Source organism: Streptomyces coeruleoprunus (genome assembly GCF_039542925.1).
GTDB lineage: Bacteria > Actinomycetota > Actinomycetes > Streptomycetales > Streptomycetaceae > Streptomyces > Streptomyces coeruleoprunus.
Map to the genome: position 1 here is coordinate 23,484 of NZ_BAABIT010000001.1, position 22,438 is coordinate 45,921.

A 22,438-nucleotide genomic window follows, 5' to 3' on the forward strand; every position below is an offset into this window, starting at 1 on the left:
CCATCAGTGCCTCGGAACGTATTTCTCAGAGTAGTCGAGCAGCTTACTAGCCTGACTGAGTTCAGCCTGAAGGCCGGGGAAGCTTGGATCATCGACCCCTACCTTCGATATCTGGACCTTGATCTGGTGCATGCGCTTGAGCAGGCCATTTTGTGCATCTCGAACCTCAGCAACATGATCCCATGGAGTTCCGTCCGACTTCCTCGCCACGACTTCGCCGGCCAGCTCCCGCTTTGCCGCGTCGAGGTCGCGCAAGGTGAGATGCTCAGCGATCCTGTCCGTCTTAGTCAGAGCAGGGCAGTTCGAATTATGAACCAGGACCGGAGTATCACCTGCCAGCACATAGTACGTGTGGAGGTCGTCAACTGTGAGGTTGTAGGTGCGAGCCTGGTGCGAGAAGGCGCGGTTCTCTGAAACGACAACCGTGTCCCCATCGTCGGTGAGCAGAGTCACGCCAGACCGGAGTTCACGGGCCTCAATCCAGTCACCTAGCGAGGGTGACCAGAAAGGGTGCTCATGGGTGGCGATGATTTGTTCGACACCCTCTGGGGTCACGATGGAGATTTCGTTGAAGTGCTTGTCGTCCTCGGTGACGATCAAGCGGGTGACTTCCCTCGGCCCGCTCTTGCCGGTCTCGGGGTCTGTCGCCTGCACCATGTCGCCGAGTTCGATGTCCTCGATGTCCTTGGTGCTGCCGTCGGCCATGAGGACGTCAGTGCCGGCCAGGAAGCATTTACAGTCTGGCGTTGTCGTCTTCTTACCGGCTCCGCCCTTCGCCAGCTTCTTGGCGAGGGCTCTTCCCATACCCCACAGTCCGGTGGCCCAGGAGGCGTATTCAGCGCCCTTGAGGGTCTTCTGGTAGTCCTCGGAGTCGACGTCTACGCCGACGTCCTTGACTTTCTCTCGATAAGTGTCTGTAGCGCCGCAGTCAGCGCCGAACCAACACCAAGGTTCAGTGGCGTACTCAATTGCGTCCAGGCCGCTGACGATGAATTCCCCGAATGCCCCTGCCGAGTCCTTGACGGCTTGGCCCAGCGGTCTTGGGTCTTCTGGTTCCTGGTTGCCGCAAAGTCCGTAGTTTCGCTGTACGGGGTGGCAGTTGGCACCGCCCGAGGTATAGCTGGCGCTACCCGAAGCGGAGAGGCCGGTTCGAGAGCCGTTTCTCGAGGCACGAGAGGCGCTGTTCTGGCGGTAGGAGGGGTGTTTGGCTGCGGCGATGTAGCGCACGACCGCCTTGATGATCTTGATCATGGCGGCGAGCCACTTGCCGTCTGGGTCGGCGAAGGTGACAGGGTTGTTATTGCTGTAGGCGTAGCCGTTGATCTGTTGCGGGTCTTTCAGGTCCGCGATGGGGTCTGCGCTGACGAATCGGCCGGTGATGGGGTCGTAGTCCCGAGCGCCTAGGTGGGTGAGGCCGGTGGTGTCCTTGGTTCCGCCTGCGAAGCCACGTTCACCGGTCCATGAAGTGGGCTGTGCGCCGCGGTCTTCGCCGAACGGCTGCATGCGCCGGCGGGTGACTGTTTGGGTTGCGGCGTCGATTTGTACGTTGGCCGTTCCGTTGTGGTCGCTGCTTAGCCAGGTCAGCGACTGGGGTGTGCGTATCGCGACGACTTGTCCGCCGTGGGTGTAGTAGCGGGTGGCTTCAACCTTGCCGGTGGTCCTGTCGTAGCGGAGCTCGGTTTCGCCGAGGTAGAGGGTGGTTCCGGTGGTGTCCCGGCGGATCAGGCGGTTGCCGTTGGCATCGTTGAGGAACGAGGTTTCGGAGTTGTCGGCCTCGATGACCTTGGTCAGGTCGTTTTCGGGGCCCCATTGGAGTGTCTGTCTCTTGTCTCCGGTGACGCGGGTGGTGGTGTTGCCTGATGCGTCGTAGGTGTAGCTGGTCGCCGGCTTGGCCGCGCTTTGAGGGCTGGTCGCGGTGGAGGCGAGCAGGTGGGGGCGGAGCTTGTCGCCGGTGGTGTGGTCGTAGGCGTAGGTCGTGGTGGTGGGGCCTCCTGCGGCGAGGTGGTCCGTGGCGGTCTTGCGGTTGCCCGCGCTGTCGTAGGTGTAAGTCGTCCAGTAGGGCGCGATGCCACCCACAGTGGCGCTGGCCGGTGCTGTGGTGCAGTCGGTGGTGGAGGTCCAGGCGCCCTTCAGGCGTCGGTGGCCGTCATAGGTGAAGCACTGCTTGTCGCCGGCTGCAGTGGAGCGGTCGTCGATCTCGATGGGGTTTCCGGCCGGGTCGTAGCGGTAGTAGGTGTCGGCGTCGGTGCCGCTGTTGGTCTCGGAGACGACCGTCTGCCTGGCCAGGCGTTTGGTGCCTGTTTCGTAGGAGGTGTTGATCTGGGTCCACTTGGCGGTGGAGGAGACTCCAAGGGTGATGCGGATGCGTTCGCCTGCGGGGAGGTAGTCGGTTCCGCGGACCATGCCGGTCAGGCCCTGCAGGGTGGTGGGCAGGCGTTGATCGTTGTAGCCGTAGGTGAGGATCTCCTGGGCGAGGCCGCCCATGGCCGGGATGACGCGCTTTTGCAGTGTGCCGTCGAGGTTGTAGGCGTTGGTGATGGTGTAGGTGCCGGTTCCTGCGACCGCTCCTTCACTGGTGCTGATGGTGTACTGCTCTCTCAGCACTCGGTAGAGCGGGTCGTAGGCGGCGTTGGTGATGGCGTAGACCTTGCCGCTCTTGCCGCCCTCGTAGCGGATGGCTGAGGTGGGCTGGCCGAGGGCGATGGTGTCGTAGGACCAGCGCGCCAGGTACTTGGACTCGTCGATCGTGGCTACGCCGTTGACTACGGGGATGCGTCCGGAGAGCCTGCCGGTGGGCCGGCCGAGGACGTCGTAGGTGTAGCTGAGTATGTTGCCGCGGGCATCCTCGGTGACGTTGATGCGGTCCAGGTCGTCGTACTCTGTACGGCTGGTGCCGGCGTCGGGGTCGGTGGTTGTGGTCGGCCTTCCGAGAAAGTCGTGCTGGTACGCCCAGGCGTTGCCATCGGTGTCCTGGACCTTGGTGAGCTGGTCGGCTCGGCCATAGGTGTAGGTGAGGCGGGTGTAGGCGCCGGTGGCCTGGTTGCCGTCGTACTCGCGCTTCTCGGCCAGGCGGCCCCTGCTGTCAACCACCTCGCGTATGGCTGAGGCGCCGGCCGGGGGTTCCACTGTGGTGGCGTTGCCGTCGTAGGTGGTGCGGGTCCGAGAGTGTTCCTTCTCGTTGACGAGCGTGATTTCCACCGTCGGCCTGCCGGCTCCGTCATGGACGGTCCGAGTCCCGGCCGGAGAGGCTGTCAGCAGGATGTCGAGCTGGCCACTGGGGGCCTTGGTGTCGATGTAGTCGGCCGAGGTCTCCACTTCCAGACCTCGGGTGTCGTACTTGGTCTCCATCACCACGCGCCCTTCGCCCGCGGCAGCTGGTGCCTGGGTCTGGCGAGGGCGCAACAGAGCGTCGTAGATGACGTACGAGGTCTGGTAGGTGCCGTCGTTCTTCAGTGACTTGGTCGCCACCCACGATGCGAGGTCCCGCTGGACCTTGTACTCGAACTGCTGGCTGGGCGTCTGGCCGGTGGCGCGGTTGCGGTCCGGGAGCCACACGTCTGTCAGGCGACCCAAGGCGTCGTAGGCGTTCTCGGTGCGCTTGCCGTTGGGGTCGGTGCTGACCGTGTTGGAGCCCCAGTCAGGTGCGATCTCTGTCGTGATCGTGTGTCCGAGGGCGTTGATTTCCTTCTTTGCTGTCAGGGGTCCGCCAGTGGCGGGTGTGTATTCGATGTGGTTGGTGCGTGTGCCGCGGGTGTCCCACTGGTCGGTCAGGCGCCCCAGTGCGTCGTACTGCGCCGTCTGGACGGTTTGCAGCTGCGCGCCGGTGTCGTTGTAGCCGATGACGCGCTGTGTCGCGGTGACGTCGCCCTTGGTCGGGGCGACGCCCCATGCCTGGCCGTCGTAGGAGGTGCGGACGTCGGAGATGACATGGGTGGTGTTGGGGTCGCTGGTGCGGATGGGTGTGGCGTCGCAGCCGACGGAGACCCTCTCCACGCGCTTGGTGTGGGTGAGCAGCCAGGCGGTGGTGTTCTTGGCGTATTCGGCGCGGGTGCAGTCCTTCTGTCCGCCGCCCTCGGTTTCCACGGTGAGGGGCTGGCCGCTTTGGGGGTCGTAGGTCGTCGTGGTGGTGGATGTGATGGGTGTGCCGCCGGCGACCGGTGTGCGCTTGACCTCCTTGGCGGTGCGCACCATGTAGGCGCGCAGGGTGCCGTAGTCGTGGGTGGAGGTGGCGGTGTTCTGCGACCAGGGCGCGGTGATGGTGGCGGATACCTCTTCGCCGGCGGTGCCGTTGTAAGTGATCTGCTCACGGGTTTGGCCGGCGTATTGCTCCTCGTCGTTGACCGTGGTGCCCTGGGAGTCGGTGACGGTTTCTGTGCGGGTGGTGCCGTCGAGTTGCTTGTCGCCGTGCATGCCCCGGTAGAAGAGGCTGGTGGTCTTGGAGCGGGTGCCTGTGGCTTCGCCTGTGGTAGTGGTGACCTTCTGGTAGCCGCGCCAGGTTCCCCAGGTGCGGTACTTGTTGGGTGTGATGGGTGACTGGTCGTCGTAGGCCCATGCGCCGGCGCCGTGGTAGGTGTAGTCGGTCTGCTTGAGCGGGGCGCCGCCGGTTGGGTCGGATTCTGTGACCTGGGTGACGACGTACTTGTGGAACCAGTCGGTGCGGGGCTGGGGGTCGGTTCCGGGCGTGGGGTTGGACGGCGGGATCCACTTGACCGGGTAGCAGCGCTTGGTGTTCTTGTCGAGTGCGGATGGGATGTTGGTGTCGGCCAGGCACTCGGGGTCGGAATAGTTGACCGTCAGGACGGATCCTGTTTCCGAGGTGACGGTACGAACACGCCACTTGATGAACGGCGGGATGTCGTCGCCGACCTTGTCGACGCGGTTGTGGAGCTGGATGCCGGAGAAGGTGATGGCCGGCAGGGTGACGGGGGTGCCGGACTTGCCGGTGTGCTGGATGGACCGCAGCCACAGGCCGGGGTTGGACCCGTCACCGGGGTCGGGGAAGTCCTGGGTCAGGGTCCAGTGGTTGACATCGCGGTAGTCGGTGTCGAGACCGGTGCCGGTGCCCTTGTAGACCTGGGTGGTGATGCCGGTGAGGCGTTTGCGGGTGAAGAAGGAGGGCGAGGGCTGGTCGGTGCAGGTCGTGTTCGGCTTGCAGATCTGGTCGTAGGGGACGTCTGGCCAGGCGTTGCGGTTGGTGTCGGAGAGGTTGGTGCAGGTTTCGCCACCGGAAACGGGGATGCAGCGCTCGGCGACGGTGAACTTCACCCGCGCCGCGGCCGGCTGTGTGGTGGAGAAGATGGTGTCGGTGCGCTGGCCGTAGTCGATGCGGGTGAGGTAGCCGGCGGGGTTGTAGGCGGTGCCGTTCCCGGTTGAGCCGTTTTTGGCGTAGTAGTTGGTTTCTTTGGTGTACCAGTACGTCATGACGTTGCCGCGCGGGTCGATGACGTAGTCGAGGTTCCATCGCCAGGCTTGGGTCTTTGCGCGTGCGGCGAAGCTGGTGCCGGCGTCGTAGCCGGGTTCTCCTGTGTCGTCGCCGAAGACTGGGACGGTCCACACCGAGTTGGTTTCGGGCTTGCCGCTGGCCCATCCGGGCAGGCGGTTCTTGCCGAAGACGTACTGGGTGCCGTCGGTGGTGGTGACGGTCCAGTGTTCCCCATCGTCGTCACCGTTTGTGGCGCCGGTGGAGCGGATGACGCGCTCGCCGTCGTCGCCCTGGAGGCGCCAGGTGTTGGTCTTTGCGTCCTTGAGGATGAGCGTGCTGGATTTGCCGTTCAGGACGATGGAGGCGTTGTCCTCCTTCCAGCACTGGTCGAATTTGCCGTCCTGGCCGTCGTCGTCGCAGTTGCCGTAGGAGCGCTCGATGTAGGAGACGGGAAGGTCGAAGCCTTCACCGACCCAGGAGGGCTGGGCGCTGGTGGAGGAGGTGCGGCCGTCGACGCTCTGGGCCGAGTAGTTGATGGATAGCGAAGGGGTCGGCCCGGCCGGGGCCGGGACGGTGTCCATGGGGTAGAACCAGGTGAAGTCACCGTTGGAACCTCCGCCGGCCCAGGTCGCCGATGGGGAGAGCGGGGTGGCTTCGTAGGTGCCGCGGTCCGATGAAGTACCGGCCGAAAGGGCAAGCACGGTAAAGGCGCTGCTGCGGGCTGTGGGGGAGGTCTTGGGTGTGGTCACCTGGGCGGTGACGGTCTGGTCCTTGGTGTCGTTGGTCGAGGGGAGGGGTTTGGTGATACGGCAGGCGGGCTTGTGTGGAGTGGTCAGTGCGCAGGCGGGGAGTTGGAGCATGCGCAGGCGGGAGGCCCAGTTGCCGCTGTAGGCGTATGCGAAGCCGCTGTAGTCGAGGGCGACGCTGAGGGCGGAGGCGTCGGTTCGGCCGTCTGTGCGGCCCACTGTGAGGACGACGCCCTCGATGCCGAGCTTCGTCGTTGTGGCCCGGTCCAGGATGCGTATGCCGGCCTTGGCGGGTGCGGGTGGTGTAACGGGCTTCAGGACGGCGGTGGTCCGCGCCGACCGTGTGCTGGTGCTGGGTGCAGCGGCCTTGGGCTGTGCAATGGAGACGGGGAGGCTCGCGGCCCGAGTGGTGGCGCCGGGCTTGGCCGGGACAGTTACACCCGTGCCAGTGGCGTCGGGCCAGTCGATTTCCCGGGATGCCTGCTGGCGGGTGCGTGCCGATGCGGCGCGGGTGGGGTCCGGTATCTGCTTGAGGTGAGGCTGGAACGCGGCGGCCTTGCCGTAGTCGGGCTTTTGCAGAGGGCCAGGGTCGCGTTCGGTCGTGCGCTCGGGCGCCGCACCGAGGAGGGTGGCGACGACCGCTGTGGTCACGGGGAGAGCTACAGCCGCCAGGCGGCGTCGGTGGGCTCTTGCCCATGACCACGATGGCAGCACTGATCTCGTGCCGGTCACGTGGGTACTCGCATTCTGCGCAGCCGTGGCAGGCCCGGGCGCAGGACCTGGGCCTGCCGTGGCGTCGGACAGGAAATAAGGGAGGAAGGAAGTTCTGCGGTGTCGGTGGTCAGCCGATGTCGACGGGGGGCGGTGCATCCACCGTCGCCAGCTGGGTGATCTCCGCTTCGGACAGGACGCCGGCGTAGACGCGCAGGTCGTCGAGCTGGCCGTAGAGACGGTTGCCCCACAGGCTGGTGTCGTGACGGCGGGCGGTAGCGACCATCAGCGGCTGATCGGACTGGAAGATGCGGTTGACCAGAACCCCGTCGTCGCCGCCTTCGCGGACTCCGGCGAGGTACAGCTTGATCGACCGGTTGACCGAGTCGAATACGCCGGTGACATGGATCCAGTTGCCCGGGGGGTTGACCTGTTCGGACGTCATGGTGGCGCCTGGTCCGTCCAGGACGTCGGTCTCGTACACCCCGAAGTTCCAGTCGCCGATGGCTTCGCCGATCTCCTGCCGGTACCACAGGCGGAAGGCGTTGCGCTGCAGTCCGGGGTGGGCGATGACTGTGGGTGAGTGGGCGCCGCTGGTGTTCTGCAGCACTTCAGCGTTCAGGTAGGCCCAGCCGGTGACGGTGAAGCTGCCCGATGCGTCCAGCGGTACTGGTGAGGTGGCGTAGCCTCGCTGGTCGGTCGGCATGTTGAGTACGTTGCCGTGGGCCGGGTCGTCGGCCGGTGTGATGCCGGATCCGCCGAACAGGGTCAGGGTGCTGCCGCGGCCGCTGTCGTCCGGTGCTGTGGTGGCGCTGGCGTTGTCCAGGGTCCAGTGCGCGAGCAGAGCCGCCTGCGGGTATCCGGTTTCCGGGTTCTCCATGTTGGCCTGGGCGTGCAGTTCGTCGGGGAAGACGACGCGGTTCCATGCCTGAACGTGGTCGAGGTCGCCCTTGAAGTAGCTGCTCGGGCCGCTGGGCTGCTGCATGCGGCCGATTTCGAACGGCCCGGTCGCGGCCCAGGGGGTGGTGTAGGCGGTGGTGGCTTCCAGGTGGCCGTTGACGTAGAGGCGGATCTGCTGGGCATCGCGGTCGTACACGGCCAGCAGGTGTGTCCAGGCACCGATTACGCCGGGCCGCGTGGAGACGGCGCGGACGGAGGAGGCGCCGTCTCCACTGTCGCGGGCGAACACCCAGCGGTCGTCGATGGAGGAGTAGTACAGCTGGAAGGCTCCGGTCTGCGTGCCGTTCTGGTTGGCCACGGTGCTGCTCTGCGCGCGGCTGCCCAGCTTGGTCCATGCAGCGACAGAGAAGCTGTTCGTCGTGTCCACTACGGGGCCTGGTGTGGCGGCGTAGGAACTGGCGCCGTTCAGGCGCAGGCCTCCGCCGAGACGGGCATGGGTGGTCCAGGTTGCCTCTCCGGAGAGGTTGAGGGGGTTGGTGGTTCCGGCGGCGTTGTCGGCGCTGGAGTCCAGCTTCCACTGAGCGACGGGATTGGAGGCTGCGGCTACCTTGAAGTAGTAGTCGTTGCTTTCACTGGGGTTGCCGGCGTTGTCCCAGGTCTGGACTCGCAGGATGTTGACCAGCCGTTGCGTCGGGGTGACCTTGCGCTCGTAGCTGGGCGTGTTGACCGTGAAGCGCTTGCTCTCCAGGAGCACGCCGTTGAGCCATATGTCGTAGCGTCGGACATCCGTGGCACCCGCGCTGATCAGGAAGCTGCCTGTCTGGCCGACACTGCCGGTCTCCGGTGACGTAGTGCAGTCGGTGCCGGCGCACGGCGGGTACTCCGTAGAGGTCACGGTCGGCTTCGGGGGTGCGCTGGTGTCGAGGGTGAAATAGCAGTAGCTCGACCAGGGGCCGTACATGAAGCTGGTGACGCCGTTGTAGGTGTAGCGGTACTGGGTGCGTGCCTTGAACTTGTAGGTCACTGCGGTGGCAAGTGGCGGTGCCACGTCGGAGCCGGCTACCCCACTGCCTGTCCAGGTATCGGGGCTGAGGTAGATCGGGGTGGTGCTGGAGCCGGCGTACAGCTCGAAGTTGGGACGCAGGCTGGCGTTCGTGCCGTCCGCCGATGTCGGCGTGGCGGTCAGTCGCGGGGTGTTGTCACGTATGAGCGCCGGGCTGGTTGAGGCGGAGCAGGCCACATTGGGATCCGAGAGTTTCACCGCGGACGGCGCCGAGGTCGGCGGCGTGACGTAGGTGACGGACAGCCTGGGCTTGCGGGCGGAGGTGGAGCGGTCGTCGGTGGGAGACATGAACTGCTTCCACGCGATCGGGTCACTGCTGCTCGCGGTCAGCCCGAGAGTGGTCGTCGTGGACTTCGCCTTGGCGGTGTAGGCGACGGCCTTGGTGGCGTTGAACTCGATGTCACCGTCCGGGCATGCCGACGAGTAACCCTTCGCAGCCTGGACTGTGGCGACCTGCTCGATGAAGGACGGAGGCTTGGCCCATGTCGTGCCGGAAGAAATCGTGCTCGTCCGGTGCAGGTACACGTTCTTCGGATCGCAGTTGGCCGACCATATGGCGTACGCCGTGAACGTCGCGCCGAGGATCCGCTTGCCGGCGACGGTGCGCGTGTCGAACTGGAAGAGGGACTTGGCCTGCTTGTTGTCGACGTAGGCGTCGTATCCCACGCCGAGCGCGTGGGAGGTCTTCCAAAACGACGTGCTGGCAAGGTTCGACCAGATGGTGGTCCAGCCGGTGAGTGTCGCGCTGACCGCCGGTGGGTCGATCACGACGGGGTAGGTCGTATCCGAGTCCTCGAGGAACGTGCGGTCGGGCGTCAGGGCCAGTGAGCCGTCGACGACTGCGACGTCCGCGATGGCCGTCTTCGAGCCGGGGTCGGGAACCACGGCGTCGGCCGGATCCGTGTCGGCCTGCTCGGCCGAGGTGAAGGACGCACTTCGCGTTGTGGACGATGTCGACAACGCCGAAGTCATCGTGGTGGAGCTCAGGGCGTCTGGGGAATCCCACATCAGCGCTGCGCTGCTGGAAAACACCGTTCGCCCGCCTGCATCTAGGAGAGAAACGCTCCCGTTGTCGGCGGTCTTCACCGACAGGCCGGATACCTTGACTGGGAATTTGATGGACTGCAGGGCCGGATCCGCTGCGGCCTGCCGGGTATGGACAACCAGGTTCTGAGTGAAGCCGTCCGGCCGCATCTGCACGACCAGGTCCACGTCCGGCCGGACCGACTCGTAGACCGCGAGAGAACCGCTGACCTTCGGTGCGGGCAGTGTCCAGGGCGTTGCGAGCTCGTAGGACTTGCCGTCACGTGTGATCTTCACCAGCGGGTCGGAGGATCCGCCGCCTGAAAGCACCACGTCCTGCCCCGCCCGCGGAGCGAGACGACCGTCGGCGCGCTGCACGAGCGAGGTGTCGATCGGCACCCATGAGCCGTTCTTCCGGACCCGCTCGGGTACCGGTGACGTTTCGAGAGTGAACGTTCCGTCGCTGTTGGCAAAGACCTGGCTCGACTCGTTGGTCAGCGCGGTGACTTCCACCCGCTGCCCGGAGGAGACCGCCTGCTCCGAGGCCCTCTGCTCGGCGGTCTTGGCCGGTATGTCGTCGTCCTGCCAGAACGCTTTGCCTCTGGCCTCCTCGTCAGCGGGCCGGCCAGACGTGCTCTCGGGCGCCTCGGCAGCCGGATCCTCAACGGCGGCCCAGGCCGTATGCGGCACCATGCTCGCAGCCCCGCCTCCCAGCAGAGCCAGTGCCAATGCTGTGGCGGCCGCCCCCCGCACCGCTCCCCCGCGGCGCCTGCGTCTCATCACTCCGCTTCACTCACAATCTGTCCACATCATAAAGATCACGTAAGCGAAGTGACCCTAAGGGGTAGGGGCGAATACCGTCCAGGCCCTGACGCCTCCTCATGGAGGTCTGACCAGGCAGTATTAGGGCAAGGGAAGCGTGACTCGCCGCACATCACTTGCAGGAGAAGCAGTTCACGCAATGCAGCACAGCTGGACAAGCAACCACATCCGGCCACTTGTGAGCGGACGAACCGGTGGTCGCCAAGAGCACGTGGAGGTGCTGCTTCCGCCCGGTCGCGGATCAGGACTGAGGCACTGGCAGCCGTTGCACGGACGGACCGATCGAGACGGCACCACACCCGCATGGCGAACGAGCAGTCCTAGATCAGCCAACGGTCAATCCTCCGCGACCGCACGGTCTGTCCGGCAGGCAGCGCCCAATGCCGTCCCGGGCAGCTGCCAGCGGTGGAGATGGGGCGAACAAGGCCCCTTCGGTGGATGGGCGACAGTTTGGCACCGCTCTGCGACGTGGCCGGCCGAAGCATTGACCCACTGCTTCCACAAGCGTCTCGTAGACACAAGAGGCAGTCGAACCGGGTGCTCTATCCTCCTGCGGTGATCATTCTGTCGCTGGACACCACCTCCACGAGCTACGCCGCCGGCCAGTCGATGGGAGCATTTCTCGTCACCGGCGCTGTCATGGCCCTGGTCTGGCGTGTGACCCGCTCCTGGCGCCGCGCGGACGCTCCCCAGGCCTCCGTGCCCGAGGCATCGCTTCCGGCGCTGCGTGTCGGCGTACGGACTTTTCTCCCCAGTTGCGTACGGGGGAACGTCCCCAGCTGTCAGGCCACTTCGTTCTCTCGCTCGATGGCCTTGAGGCGGTTCTTGAGCCGGTAGCTGGGGCCGTTGATGGAGATCACTTCGCAGTGGTGCAGGAGGCGGTCGAGGATCGCGGTGGCGAGGACCTCGTCGCCGAAGACCTGGCCCCACTCGCTGAAGGTCTTGTTCGAGGTGAGGATGATCGAGCCCTTCTCGTAACGCTTGGAGATGACCTGGAAGACCAGGTTCGCCTCGGCTCGTTCGAGGGGCTGGTAGCCGACCTCGTCCACCACGAGGACGCTGGGCCGCAGGTAGGTGCCGAGCTTGTTGGTCAGACGCCCGGCGGTCTCGGCGGCTTTGAGGTTGCGGACCATGTCGTCGAGGCTGGTGAAGTAGATCGAGTAGCCGGCCCGGCAGGCGGCGACCGCGAGGGCGACGGCGATGTGGGTCTTGCCGACCCCGGGCGGCCCGAGCAGAGCGGCGTTCGCCTTGCCGTCGACGAACGAGAGGGTGGCGAGGTCCTTGACCTTGCGCGGGTCGAGGTCGGGCTGGAAGGAGAAGTCGTACTCCTCGAGCGTCTTGTGGTGCGGCAGCCGGGAGAGCCGCAGGCCCTGGCGGAAACGGCGGTCGTCGCGGACGGCCAGTTCCTCGGAGAGGACCAGGTCGAGGAAGTCGAGGTAGCCCATCTTGGCCTCGTCGGCCCGGCGGGTGTACTCGTTGATCGTTTCGGCCAGGTGGGGCAGGCCAAGCTTGCCGGCCGTATTGCGGATGCGGGTGGAGACCAGCTCGCTCAAGACGTTTCCCTCGTGCTCGGACGGGTGGTGAAGGGGCGGGTGCCGGTCAGCTCGTCATAGACCGACAGCGGTCGGCGGCCGACCTCGATGCGGGTGGCCGCGGCCCGGTTCAGCAGGGCCTGAAGAGGTCCGGCCTCCTCGCCCAGAGGACGCTCACGACGGGGCCGGGGCAGGACATCGCCGGTGGTGGTGCGGCGTCCCTTGCCGGTGGGCAGACCGTCCCAGTGGGTCTCTTGGACGACGCGGACCCCACGGCCGACCGCCCGCAGATGGGCGGCCAGCAGTGTCTCGCCGTTGGCGTCTGCGACGGTCGAGTGCAGCATGACCTGCGTTTTCGTGGCCCGGATCTCCACCAGCTGACGCGGGCGGACCTTGCGGGCGGGCACCGAGTAGAGGTTGCCGCCGAAGGCGACCAGGCAGTCCTTGCCGACCGGTCGCAGGTGCCGCTCGGCCACCAGATACGGGGTCGGCGGCAGCAGCTTGAGGGCCGCGTGGTCCCGGGCGGCCCGCTCTGCGATGACCTCCCGGTGCGTCTTGTGGATCTGAGCCCGCCGCTGCGGCACCCAGGCGATGAACGCGGCGTCCATCTCCTCGACGGAGGAGAAGGACCGGCCGGAAAGGACGTGGTCGTGGACGATGAGGACCTGCCGCTCGACGCGGCCTTTGCCGGTGGGGCGGTAGGCAGCCAGGACGTCGATGTCGAAGTCGTAGTGGCCGGCGAAGCCGACCGCCTCCGGATGCAGCGGGACCGCCTCGCCCGGGGCGACGTGCCGGCGGACGACGGTCTTGGTGCGGTCGTAGACGATGGTCATCGGCACCCCGCCGAAGTGGGCGAACGCCCGGCGGTGGCATTCGAAGAACGTCTGCAGGTCCTGGCTGGTGGTGAAGCAGCAGAACGGGTCGCGCGAGTACGACAGCGTCATGTGGAAGGAGTAGACCTTCGCGATGCCCACGTGGGCGAGGATCTTGCCCTCATCACCCCAGTCCACCTGGGCCTGGGCGCCCGGGATCACCTCGAAGCGGCGGTGCATGCCCGCCAGCTCCTTCGGCGTGATGCCCAGTTCCTCGGCAACTCGCGGCCGGGCTTCCTGAACGTAGAGCTTCACGCGCTGGTAGTTGCCGGTGAATCCGTACTCCGCCACCAGCCGCTCGTGGATCACCGCGGCCTTCATCAGGATCTCCGCCCGCAACATCGAGTCGACGAGCGGCGCGAACTCATCGATCACCCTCACCCGCGACCGCCCGTTCGGCGACCGGCGCGGCGGGGTCGCCGGCCCCGGTGCCGACAGATACTTACGGACCGTCTTGCGGTCCAGCCCCGTCTCCCGGGCGACCTCCGACAGGCTGATCGCCCCGGACTCCAACAGACCGCGGAAACGCCGCAGCTCCAACCAGCGATGCGGATCCAAAACCACCGTCGACCGCCCTCCGCCGCCTCGCACTGACCAAGCAGCAGAGTGCCGAGCAGCAGGTCTCACCGCATCAACAACTGTCCCTCTTCATCCGTACGCGGGTGGGGACGTTCACATGTACGCCGACAGCAGGCTTCGCCCTCCTGCTGAAGCGCGTCCTCATGTCCTGATCATCGACGACGGGAGCAACTCGATGGCAACGGCGCCGGTGGATGTGCAAGCCTTCCCCTTCCAGATGCCGACGGAGAAGACCATGACCAGCGACGACGCCCTCGATCAGTTCAGACACATCGCGCGTGAAAGGGCATTTGGCAGGCATGTCGGGTCGGACAGGCTCATTCAGGCAGGTCTGGACGCGCTGATTGCTGGGGTCGAGAGCCCGTCCCTGGCCATGCTGGCTGGACTCCTCCGGAGCGAAGAGCCCGACGCACCGGAACTCTTCGACCAAGTACTGGAGGAGCTGGGACTGCTCTTCCGTCCGCCCGCAGACCCCCGGGCCGCAAAGTGGGCGATGGCCTACTGGATCGCCGGTCAGATCGCCGACGGATCCCTGGATCCCGCCGCCGGCACTCACCTCATCTGGGCAGACATCGCCTATGACCTCGGCCGCCCCGAAGAGCTAGAACCCCTTGTGCACTGCGCGCACAACCTAGACGGCTGGGAGGAGAGCTGGGGAGTCTCCGTCGAGGAACTCAACGGGGAAGCGGTTGAGGCAGCGAAGCAGTTCCTTAGCAAGAGGTCTGCAGCCGAGGCGCGGGACTAGGCCGTGTCTCATAGATGATCAAGCAGTTGCCATCCCGACCTGGTAAAACCGGGTCCGGATGGCACTGGAGCACGACTCTTTGGGGGCGGCATGTCGGGACCGGCAGTCGGGCTGTGGCTCTTCGAACCGCGCGAGTACGGGGACATCCTGGCCGATGTAGTCCCGTGGCTGGAAAGCTTCTGCGAGCCGGTCGAGACCAAGGTCGGCAGCGACCTGGACTTCTGGGTGCGAGACGGTTCGGCCGTGGGCCTACCTGCATTGGACCCCACCGGCGTTGGCGTCTTCTTCCTGTCGGAGGACGAGGAGATACCGGCAGAGGATGAGGACTACTCGGCCTTCTCTCGGCCACCGGTACAGGGACTGGTGCTCGGTGCCGGCTGCTCGGGCCCGGCGAACCACCAGATGCTCGGTCACCTGGCACTCGCGCTCGCCGAACGCCTCGACGCGTTGATCGACTTCGACGGCCTTCTGAGCCATCCCAACCCACGCGATGACACGGGCGATGAGGCGTCTCTGGACCGGGCGAGAGCACTGGTTGCCTCCCTCCCGGGAAGAGTCGTGGAGGTCTCGTACGACACCGGGGGCGGTGGGCGGTGGTTTCGGCACGTCGGTGACGTGAAGTTCCTGGCGGCCTGGCTGCAGCATCCGGGCTTCCACCTGGTCAAGTAGCGCCCGCCACTCACTCGGCGACGGTCGGGTCAAGTCGTTATGTTTCGCAGCCACAGGATCAGCGACGCGATGACCACACCGGCCCGGTAGTGGGCGGCGAGCTTGTCGAACCGGGTCGCGACGGCCCGGAACTGCTTCAATCGCGAGAAACACCGCTCGACGACATTCCGGCCTCGATACGCCTCGGCGTCGAACACTGGGGGCCGGCCGCCTTGCGCGCCCTGGCGGACGCGGTTGGCGACCTGGTCGCGGCGCTCGGGGATGGTCGCCTTGATGTTCCGGCGCCGCAGCAGGAGGCGGATCTTCCGGGACGAATATGCCTTGTCCGCCACGACACGGTCTGGTCTGGTGCGCGGCCGTCCGGGCCCAATGCGCGGGATGCGGATCGCGTCCAGCACGGCGGGGAGCATGGTGCAGTCCGCCGTGTTGCCGGTGCTCAGCACGATCGACACCGGGAGGCCGCGGCCGTCGACCGCCAGATGGACCTTGGTGGTCAGCCCACCCCTGGACCGGCCGAGCGCCTCGCGACGCGCAACTGCTGCCGAATCTTCCAATTCGTCCCCGGCCTCATCCCCTTTTTGCGGGCACCGGCGGCGTGCTGGTGGGCGCGGGCCACCGTGGAGTCGATCGAGACCGTCCACTCCACGGTGCCCACCGCGTCATCGCGGACCTGGACTTCTTCCAGAAGTTTTGCCCAGACACCGTCCTTCTCCCACTGGGCGAAACGCCGGTAGACGGTCTGCCAGGGCCCGTACCGAGACGGTAGATCACGCCACGGCGCACCCGTCCGCAACCGCCAAAGCACCCCGTTGACCACCTGGCGGTGGTCCCGCCACGGGCGGCCTGCACCGTCACGCTTCGGCAGCAACGCTCTATTCGCGACCAGGCCGCGTCTGTCAGCTCTCCTCGCCCCACCACAAGATCAATTATGAGACACGGCCTAGACCCGGGGTTCGTTCTCGCCATCGGGATCGGTCAACCGCGAGGTGATCCGTTCACTTAACGTGGCCGCACCACAGAACTTGAGCCAGAACCGGAACTCGTGAACAAAGCCAGTCCCAAAACCGAGAAATCGCACTCGGCGCGCCAAGCTCACCTAAGACAAACGCAAGGCGCTGGCCGAGCTCGGTCTGGAATGGGCAGCGGCCTGACGTCACCATGCGGGGGCGGCCCCGGCCGTACTGCGTCCCGTCACGGGGACCGGGGCCTGTCCCGCGCGCTCCATGCCGGCACGGGCCGAGGTTGAGCCTAGTCCGTCCGGGTGAGCGAAGGGAGCCGGCGCCGGGTGTCCGGGAGTGGGGCCCTCGAGCGTGCGGCCATGGCACCCAACACCGCGCAGCGACCGAAGCGACCGAAGCGACCGAAAACCAGCGAGCAACCTCGCGGCAGGCCTCAGCACAGCCACACAGCGCCGTCACACGACAGATGTCACAGGCGCTGTCAGTAGTCGAACTCGACGTAGTCGATGTCCGTCAGCTCCACCTCCAGGCCCTGCGCGCGGCGGCCGCGGTCCTTGAAGTAGATCTCCTGAAGGCCCTCCGCCGCGATCGCCCGGAGCTCTTGCTCGCCGGCCCCTGCCACTTGGGCGTCGAAGAGACGGGCGGCGTACTGCGGCGGCAGATGCTGCGTGACCAGGCGCAGCCTGGAATCATCCGTGAAGCCCGGCGCCGCGGTGAAGCCGAACCGGGCCCGCCTCTCGACGACGACGCCCGTGGAGGTGGCGGCACGCGGCACGCTGCCGGCCGCGCTCACGGACACGCGGCTGCCAGCTCCTGCGCACCTTCACCTCCAGGCGGTCGGCGAGTTCCCGCGGGGCTGGCGGAACTGGCCGGTGAGGTAACGCTCCACCGTGCGTTGCGAGACACCGAGGCAGCGCGCCACGGCCTTGGTGGAGCCCTTCTCGCTGCTGCGCACGACCCCAGCGGGCGCCCGGCGCGCGAGTCAGCTGGGCGTGGCGGTGATGGACAGCCCGTTCTCGTCCAGGGCGTTGTAGACGCCCACCGTTGCGTCCTCGAACGCAAAGCTCACCTCGCGGTGAAGAAAGACGGCGACGCCCTTGAGCGGCTCACCCGGCAGTCCGCTCAGGCCCGCAAGGGGCTCGGCGCGCCACTCCAGGTCGAAACCGTCCCAGCGGGGCGGCCGGTGGGGATCGATCGCGTTCCACGTGAGCGAGACGTCGTCGAACTTCCAGTGGTTGATCTCGACCTGCTCACCATCGAAGTCGAACAGGACCGGACAGTCGGAGAACCACTCGTCCTCCCGCCGGTCCCAGACAAGCCAAATCCGGCTCAAAGGCCTACCGACGAGAGCCCAGAGGCGAGGCCCATGCTCGCGCAGGACCTCACGGCGGCTATTCAGCCACGAAGGCCGGTAGCCAGGGATACCGAAGTCGAACATCAGACCATGGTGTCAGACCACCGGCACACGAATCCCGGGGCGGGCCGCCGAAGCCAGCAGCCCAGACCGCCATGGCCAGGAATAGCCAGCCACCCACCAGAGCAGCCCCGCCCGATCAAGCTCCGAAAGGTTGTCTACGCCTTCCCCGAAGGAACTCCGCTCGACGACTACGAGCAGTTGCACAGCGATGTCGAGTCCCTCGTCTACACCCTCCTGGCCTTCGAAGAGTTCACCACCACGTGTGAGTCGGAAGCCGACCTGGACACCCTTGAAGCCCGCTTCAAGGAAAAGATCAACTCCTTCGAGACGCCGTCCCGTTCGGCGCCGAGGAATCGCAGTGGTCCCGCATCGTGGACGACGTCGCTGGACGGCATAGACCGCAGTACCCGTTCTCCACTCGATCAGAAGAGTCCTGGGACGTTACCCAAGGACCCATCTCGCTAGCAGTCACCCGTCGCGCGACCTGCGCAGGCTGATCGCTATGTTGCACCGAGAAGGCGCTGAGCTGCCTCGTCGAGGGCGTCCCTGGTCACTGCCGCGGGCTATGTCGACGGGTGAGGCTCATAGATTGGCCTTTGGCCTCTCGAAGCGCCACAGCTGGTTGGTGGCGGGTTCACGTCCGTCTCCCAGACCCGCCACGACCACCGGAGCGGCGTGGGCTTGGCTGCGGTTGAGAACATCCAGCACCATACCGGTGTGGTCCGACACGATCGCGGCACTATGGTTGATATGGGGCACACGCCCAATGGGGCCTTCCACCAGCGGCCTCCATCCCTCCCGGGGTGCGAACCACCACACCTGATTACTGCCGCCTGAGCAATTGGCTTGCACCACCCGGGCGCCGTGCTGTCGGCTGGCGTGCGCGACATCCAGGCAGAGGTTGGAGTGCCTGGCCTGGATTTTGAATCGCACCCCGTCTCCTTGCGGCACGAGGCGCCACTGTTGGTTGTGACCGCTCCAACAATGAGCCTGCACGACCGGGGCGGCGTGTGCCATGCTGGCGTGGGCGACGTCCAGGCACATGTTGGAGTGCCTGGCCTTTATAAGGAAGAAACGCTGGTCGACTGGAGCCGTCGGCGCCACCGCTTCGGCCGCGCCTCCAAGGCTGGGCAGGATGCAGGCAGCTGCGAAACCACAGCAGGCTGCAGCCCGAGACATCCTTCGCACGGTGTGGGACATGGTATTTCACCTTCAGCCGGTTGGCGCTCGCCGCCCCCGCGCGTTGCAGATATGCATGAGGGTCGACGAGCACTTAAGCGTGAACAGTTGAATGGAATACGGCTTGCCCTCGGAGCCCCATCCGGCCTCGGCTATGCCGACCGTCTGTGCCAACCGGGTGTGTCCTGGCTCTTACGAGGCGGTGACCGCGTACACTTCTCAGGCTATGGCGAGCCCCAGTCCACCGCGACCGCACTTGAGTGAATCGCGGGTGTGCCCAGGGCTCCGTCAAGCGCGGAGCCCATCCCTTTGGCAGCTTTGTGCCTGCCGAGGCGGCTGCCAACTCCGAGCTCGCACGTGCGCAGTCGACTGAGGGGGCGAGACGCCGCTTGTGGCTGATGATCGCGGATTCGTACCAGAATCCCTCATTGAGCCCGCAACCGGCCGGGGACCATGAGCAGGTCTGGCTGTTTTCAAGGAGTCTCATCACGGTGGCGGGCTGTCGACCCGCCTGATCAGTTACGAACAGTTCTTCGAAGCTGTTTCTTATGGCACGCGACTGTTGAATGGCGGATGACGGATCCAATTAAGCGGTTGGTCCCGGACGAGTTGTGGGTGCTGTCCCGGCGCGTGGTGCCACCGACAGAGGTCATCTGTCCGCAAGTCGGCGGCCGCCGACGGGCCGGTGACCGCGAATGTCTGGCGGCGATAATCTTGGTGGGCACCTAGGGCTGCACTTGGCGGCAGCAGCCGCCAGGGTTTGGAGCGGCCTGACCCACCCTCTACCGGCGCTGCGCCCAGTGGAGCCGGCACCGGGTGTGGGCCAGGCTTCACCGTGTCATCCTTCATGAGCGAGGCGCTCGGGGAGAGTTGGAGTGGTCGTGGTGCGCGTTCGTGAAGCCTGCCACCTGCCGCAGCTTGAAGCCACTCCCCAATGGTGTGACACTGGACATACAGTTTTTTAGCGCACGAAATGCGACCGCGAGCCGGTCGTGACGCGAAACGCCCCCTGAAGAGAGCACACGGGTGCCCAGGGATCACCTGAAGTCCACGGGCGTCTCCAATTTCACCTAATGGATGAAAAATTGAGGCCTCAAGAAAATGGAGCATTGCACTCAATGCGCGGCGCCGTACTGGTCAAGTGACGGCTATAGGTCATACGTCGAAGGGCGCAAAGTGGCTCGCCTCACACAGATGAGGCACTCAACCAGCCATGAGATCGACAGCTGGTGAGCGTCAGCGATTGAGTGATGACACCAAGGGAGCAGGTGCGTCATGGCACTCCACGCAAGTTGGGTCCACGGGAACGCCGTAACGGTAGAGTCACCAGAAGTCCTAGCACGGCAGGGCCACTTCGGATGGGGTGGCGACATGGAGATTCTGCCGGGAAAGTCGAGCTGGTTCCACATCACCGTACCGACGCCGGTGATCGTCTCGGACGTCCGGACGAAGCTGATCAAAGTCTTCGTGCTCTTCCGAACCGACCCGCATCGCGGCCGGATTCGTAACGTTCACGTGTGGGACGGATCTGAGAAAATCCAGGAATTTAACGATCTTTCCTCCGAAGGAGAGCACCGCACTGGACTGGACGCACAGAACACCTTCAGTCTCAATCAGCCCCACACCGTCATCTTCGGCATCGGTATCTCTTTCAAGTGCTCTGCAGCAATCGGTTTCGACACCCCAATCGGGTCGTCGCGTCTAATCATCGCGACCGCAGGGGGGATTTCACAACGTGACGAACTATCCCCGTTCAGCGGGCTGCAACCGCGCGACCTGCGCAGGCTGATCGCTACGTTGCACCGAGAAGGCGCTGAGCGGCCTCGTCGTGGGCGTCCCTGGTTCCCCCCGGCGGGAAGACCGAGTGCTGCTGGTCACCGCGTGCTGACGGACCGACCTGGCACAGCGTCATCTTGCCGTTCGCCGTTCGGTATCTCGAAGAGTCAGCTGCTGACCGCATCGTCGACCACGTCGGGCCGATGTTGGCCCAAGCAGCGGCGGCGCTTCCGCGCGGCACCGTGCTCATCGTCGACGGCAGGCTCGTGCCCACACGCGACCAAAGCACAGAACGAGCAGTCTAAGAACTAGAGGCAGATGCCTCACGGGAGACGTGTCTCAGGCATCAGACCGAGCGCACCGCCGCCTGGTTTCGTAGCCACCCCGAGGCGAGAGCGGCCGCTAGCAGGCTGCGCGGACCGCGCCGGTTAACCGGTGAGCGCCTGCCCGTGAATGTCAATTGGCGGCGGTAGTACCCGCATTCGTTCCGCGAGATCACTGGCGCCAGTGCCACCCCGGTCGACCAGTACGCGGGTCAGCCGTGAGAGCCGGGAGCGCGCTGTGGAGCGGAGCCTGGCGGCGGGTATGCGGTCGAGTACGTCGTGCGCCCGCTGGGCGGCGTCGTGCGGTGCATTGGGCGCCTCAGCCTGGGCGAGTACCAGGGATGCCGCCGCCCATCCAGGTGTGCCGCTGATACAGCCGCTCGTCGATTCCTCTGCGAGGGCACGTGCGTCGGAGGTCCGGCCAAGGGCAAGATAAGCCTCCGCTTGGTGAAGCGCGAGTTCTGCGGCGTCGAAACCGAACCGGCCTGGTGCCTGAGCCTGGCTGGCCGTGTCGAGTTCGTGCATGGCCGTTGTCAGGGCGTGCTCGGCATCGTCGCTGCGGCCGCCGGCAGCGAGGGCGGGCAGAAGGGCCCATGCGTGGAGTTGGGCACGCGCGAGACCGGACGGCGCTGCGGCGGCTCCCCGTTGAGCGTGCTCGATGGCGTCAGTAATGCGGCCGGAGGTTCTGGCCACCATGCTCTGTGCCCCCCATGCCCACGCTTCGAGGCGTCGGTCGCCCGTCCGCGCGCCGTACGCCGCGGCGGTGCCAAGGTGGGCACGGGCGCCGGTCATGTCGTCGAGGTGGAAGGCGAGATTGCCGAGCAGGGCGGACAGCCAGCCGACGTGCCGCCGGATGCCGTCTGAAGCGCCGTGGCTTTCCAGGGACGGTGTCAGGAGGTGGCGGACGTCACGGACTTGCTCGAACAGGATGTGCGGCGGGTGTTTGCTGTAGTTGAGGGCGTAGTGCTCGACGGCGGCCTCGGCCAGGTCGACGACGAGCGGTCCGCCCTCCGGGCTGGCCAGGAGCGCGAGGTGCACGCTCTCGCGCACTGCGGGAAGTCCGGCATCGGTGGTCATCCGCATCGGCTCCTGTTCGCACGGGCCGCCGCGGCCGTGGGTCGCGGCGCTGTGGGCCTGACCGTACCGGAATGCGATCGCATCGGATGCCGTACGGCGGCGGTCGAGTCCTAGTTGCTCAGGGCGGGCGCCGTAGGCACGGCACAGCATCACGGTGTACTCGTCGTCGGGCCATTCGGTCGGGTCGTGCTCCCAGCGGCACAGCATGGCGTCTGTCAGCCCGCGGGGCCGCAGTCCGGTGTCCACGTAGAGCGCGGCGATCTGGCTGATCGTCTCAGCTCGTGACCAGCCCAAGGCCAGGCGCCAGCCTTCCAGTGCGGTGACCTCGGGCAGCGCCTTGCGGATCTCGGTGACGATCCGCTCGACGGTGCTGTGTTCTCGCTGGCAGCGCATCCGGATGCTCTGCGACGCGCGCAGGATTTCGGCCCGGCGAGCGCGAGTGACGGTGGCCATGCGGTCCCCCCGGTATGGAACACGGCGATGGAGCGAGGCGGCTTTCACCGTATCCCTTCGGCCGGAGAGCCATGCCTCGCTGCTATTGCGGGTGCCCCGCAATGTGAGGGGACTTATGGGGCAATGACGTGCCGTCGGCCAGGAGGCGACTCTGGTGGAGCGGCCGGACG

Annotated in this window: 11 protein-coding genes and 2 pseudogenes; 4 read left to right on the forward strand and 9 right to left on the reverse strand. The window is 66.0% G+C overall.

From position 1 onward, the window contains the following. Positions 1-3: 3 nt before the first annotated feature. The 4 genes from ABEB09_RS00135 to istA form a co-directional block, all read right to left on the reverse strand. A complete protein-coding gene (locus tag ABEB09_RS00135; RefSeq protein ID WP_345685801.1) occupies positions 4-6,819 on the reverse strand; it encodes a polymorphic toxin-type HINT domain-containing protein in 6,816 nt (2,271 codons plus the stop codon). Positions 6,820-7,009: 190 nt separating this feature from the next. Next, positions 7,010-10,558, reverse strand: a complete 3,549-nt coding sequence (locus tag ABEB09_RS00140) for a LamG domain-containing protein (protein ID WP_345685803.1) — start codon at positions 10,556-10,558, stop codon at positions 7,010-7,012. Positions 10,559-11,469: 911 nt separating this feature from the next. Beyond that, positions 11,470-12,240 (reverse strand): IS21-like element helper ATPase IstB, encoded by a 771-nt coding sequence (istB, locus tag ABEB09_RS00145; protein WP_345685805.1) that lies wholly within the window; start codon positions 12,238-12,240, stop codon positions 11,470-11,472. After that, a complete protein-coding gene (gene istA, locus ABEB09_RS00150; RefSeq protein WP_425580008.1) occupies positions 12,237-13,631 on the reverse strand; it encodes an IS21 family transposase in 1,395 nt (464 codons plus the stop codon). Before istA ends, istB begins: the two co-directional genes overlap by 4 nt. Before the next feature lie 136 nt (positions 13,632-13,767). Here istA and ABEB09_RS00155 point away from each other — a divergent pair, with 136 nt between their 5' ends. Both ABEB09_RS00155 and ABEB09_RS00160 read left to right on the forward strand, forming a co-directional pair. Beyond that, on the forward strand, positions 13,768-14,415 hold the full coding sequence (locus tag ABEB09_RS00155) for a hypothetical protein (RefSeq protein WP_345685809.1): 648 nt from the start codon (positions 13,768-13,770) through the stop codon (positions 14,413-14,415). Between the two features lie 90 nt (positions 14,416-14,505). After that, positions 14,506-15,084, forward strand: a complete 579-nt coding sequence (locus tag ABEB09_RS00160; protein ID WP_345685811.1) for a DUF6368 family protein — start codon at positions 14,506-14,508, stop codon at positions 15,082-15,084. A gap of 29 nt (positions 15,085-15,113) precedes the next feature. Here ABEB09_RS00160 and ABEB09_RS00165 read toward each other — a convergent pair. The 3 genes and pseudogenes from ABEB09_RS00165 to ABEB09_RS00175 all read right to left on the reverse strand — a co-directional run bounded on the left by ABEB09_RS00165 (position 15,114) and on the right by ABEB09_RS00175 (position 17,376). Beyond that, a pseudogene (locus tag ABEB09_RS00165) lies at positions 15,114-16,002 on the reverse strand (IS5 family transposase). A gap of 522 nt (positions 16,003-16,524) precedes the next feature. Next, positions 16,525-16,974: pseudogene (tpg, locus tag ABEB09_RS00170) on the reverse strand (telomere-protecting terminal protein Tpg); the annotation flags it as partial. Positions 16,975-17,025: 51 nt separating this feature from the next. After that, entirely contained in the window at positions 17,026-17,376 is a 351-nt protein-coding gene (locus tag ABEB09_RS00175) for a hypothetical protein (RefSeq protein WP_345685813.1), read from the reverse strand. 33 nt (positions 17,377-17,409) lie between these two features. On the opposite strand from ABEB09_RS00175, the gene ABEB09_RS00180 reads away from it, so the two are divergent. Continuing rightward, positions 17,410-17,925: a hypothetical protein gene (locus tag ABEB09_RS00180; RefSeq protein ID WP_345685815.1), complete on the forward strand. Its 516-nt coding sequence runs from the start codon at positions 17,410-17,412 to the stop codon at positions 17,923-17,925. Between the two features lie 117 nt (positions 17,926-18,042). Here the strand turns inward: ABEB09_RS00180 and ABEB09_RS00185 are convergent, their stop codons facing one another. Beyond that, entirely contained in the window at positions 18,043-18,660 is a 618-nt protein-coding gene (locus ABEB09_RS00185) for an RICIN domain-containing protein (protein ID WP_345685817.1), read from the reverse strand. A 1,254-nt stretch (positions 18,661-19,914) separates the two neighbouring features. On the opposite strand from ABEB09_RS00185, the gene ABEB09_RS00190 reads away from it, so the two are divergent. Then, on the forward strand, positions 19,915-20,727 hold the full coding sequence (locus ABEB09_RS00190; RefSeq protein WP_345685819.1) for a DUF6623 family protein: 813 nt from the start codon (positions 19,915-19,917) through the stop codon (positions 20,725-20,727). Positions 20,728-20,843: 116 nt separating this feature from the next. Here the strand turns inward: ABEB09_RS00190 and ABEB09_RS00195 are convergent, their stop codons facing one another. Beyond that, positions 20,844-22,268, reverse strand: a complete 1,425-nt coding sequence (locus ABEB09_RS00195; RefSeq protein WP_345685821.1) for an NsdA family TPR-like regulatory protein — start codon at positions 22,266-22,268, stop codon at positions 20,844-20,846. Positions 22,269-22,438: the final 170 nt, after the last annotated feature.

Coding starts and splice junctions, on each gene's coding strand:
- ABEB09_RS00140 (WP_345685803.1), bottom strand. CDS start 10,558: ATGGTGCCGCATACGGCCTGGGCCGCCGTTGAGGATCCGGCTGCCGAG.
- ABEB09_RS00155 (WP_345685809.1), top strand. CDS start 13,768: ATGTACGCCGACAGCAGGCTTCGCCCTCCTGCTGAAGCGCGTCCTCAT.
- ABEB09_RS00160 (WP_345685811.1), top strand. CDS start 14,506: ATGTCGGGACCGGCAGTCGGGCTGTGGCTCTTCGAACCGCGCGAGTAC.
- ABEB09_RS00180 (WP_345685815.1), top strand. CDS start 17,410: ATGCTCGCGCAGGACCTCACGGCGGCTATTCAGCCACGAAGGCCGGTA.
- ABEB09_RS00185 (WP_345685817.1), bottom strand. CDS start 18,660: ATGTCCCACACCGTGCGAAGGATGTCTCGGGCTGCAGCCTGCTGTGGT.
- ABEB09_RS00190 (WP_345685819.1), top strand. CDS start 19,915: ATGGCACTCCACGCAAGTTGGGTCCACGGGAACGCCGTAACGGTAGAG.
- ABEB09_RS00195 (WP_345685821.1), bottom strand. CDS start 22,268: ATGGCCACCGTCACTCGCGCTCGCCGGGCCGAAATCCTGCGCGCGTCG.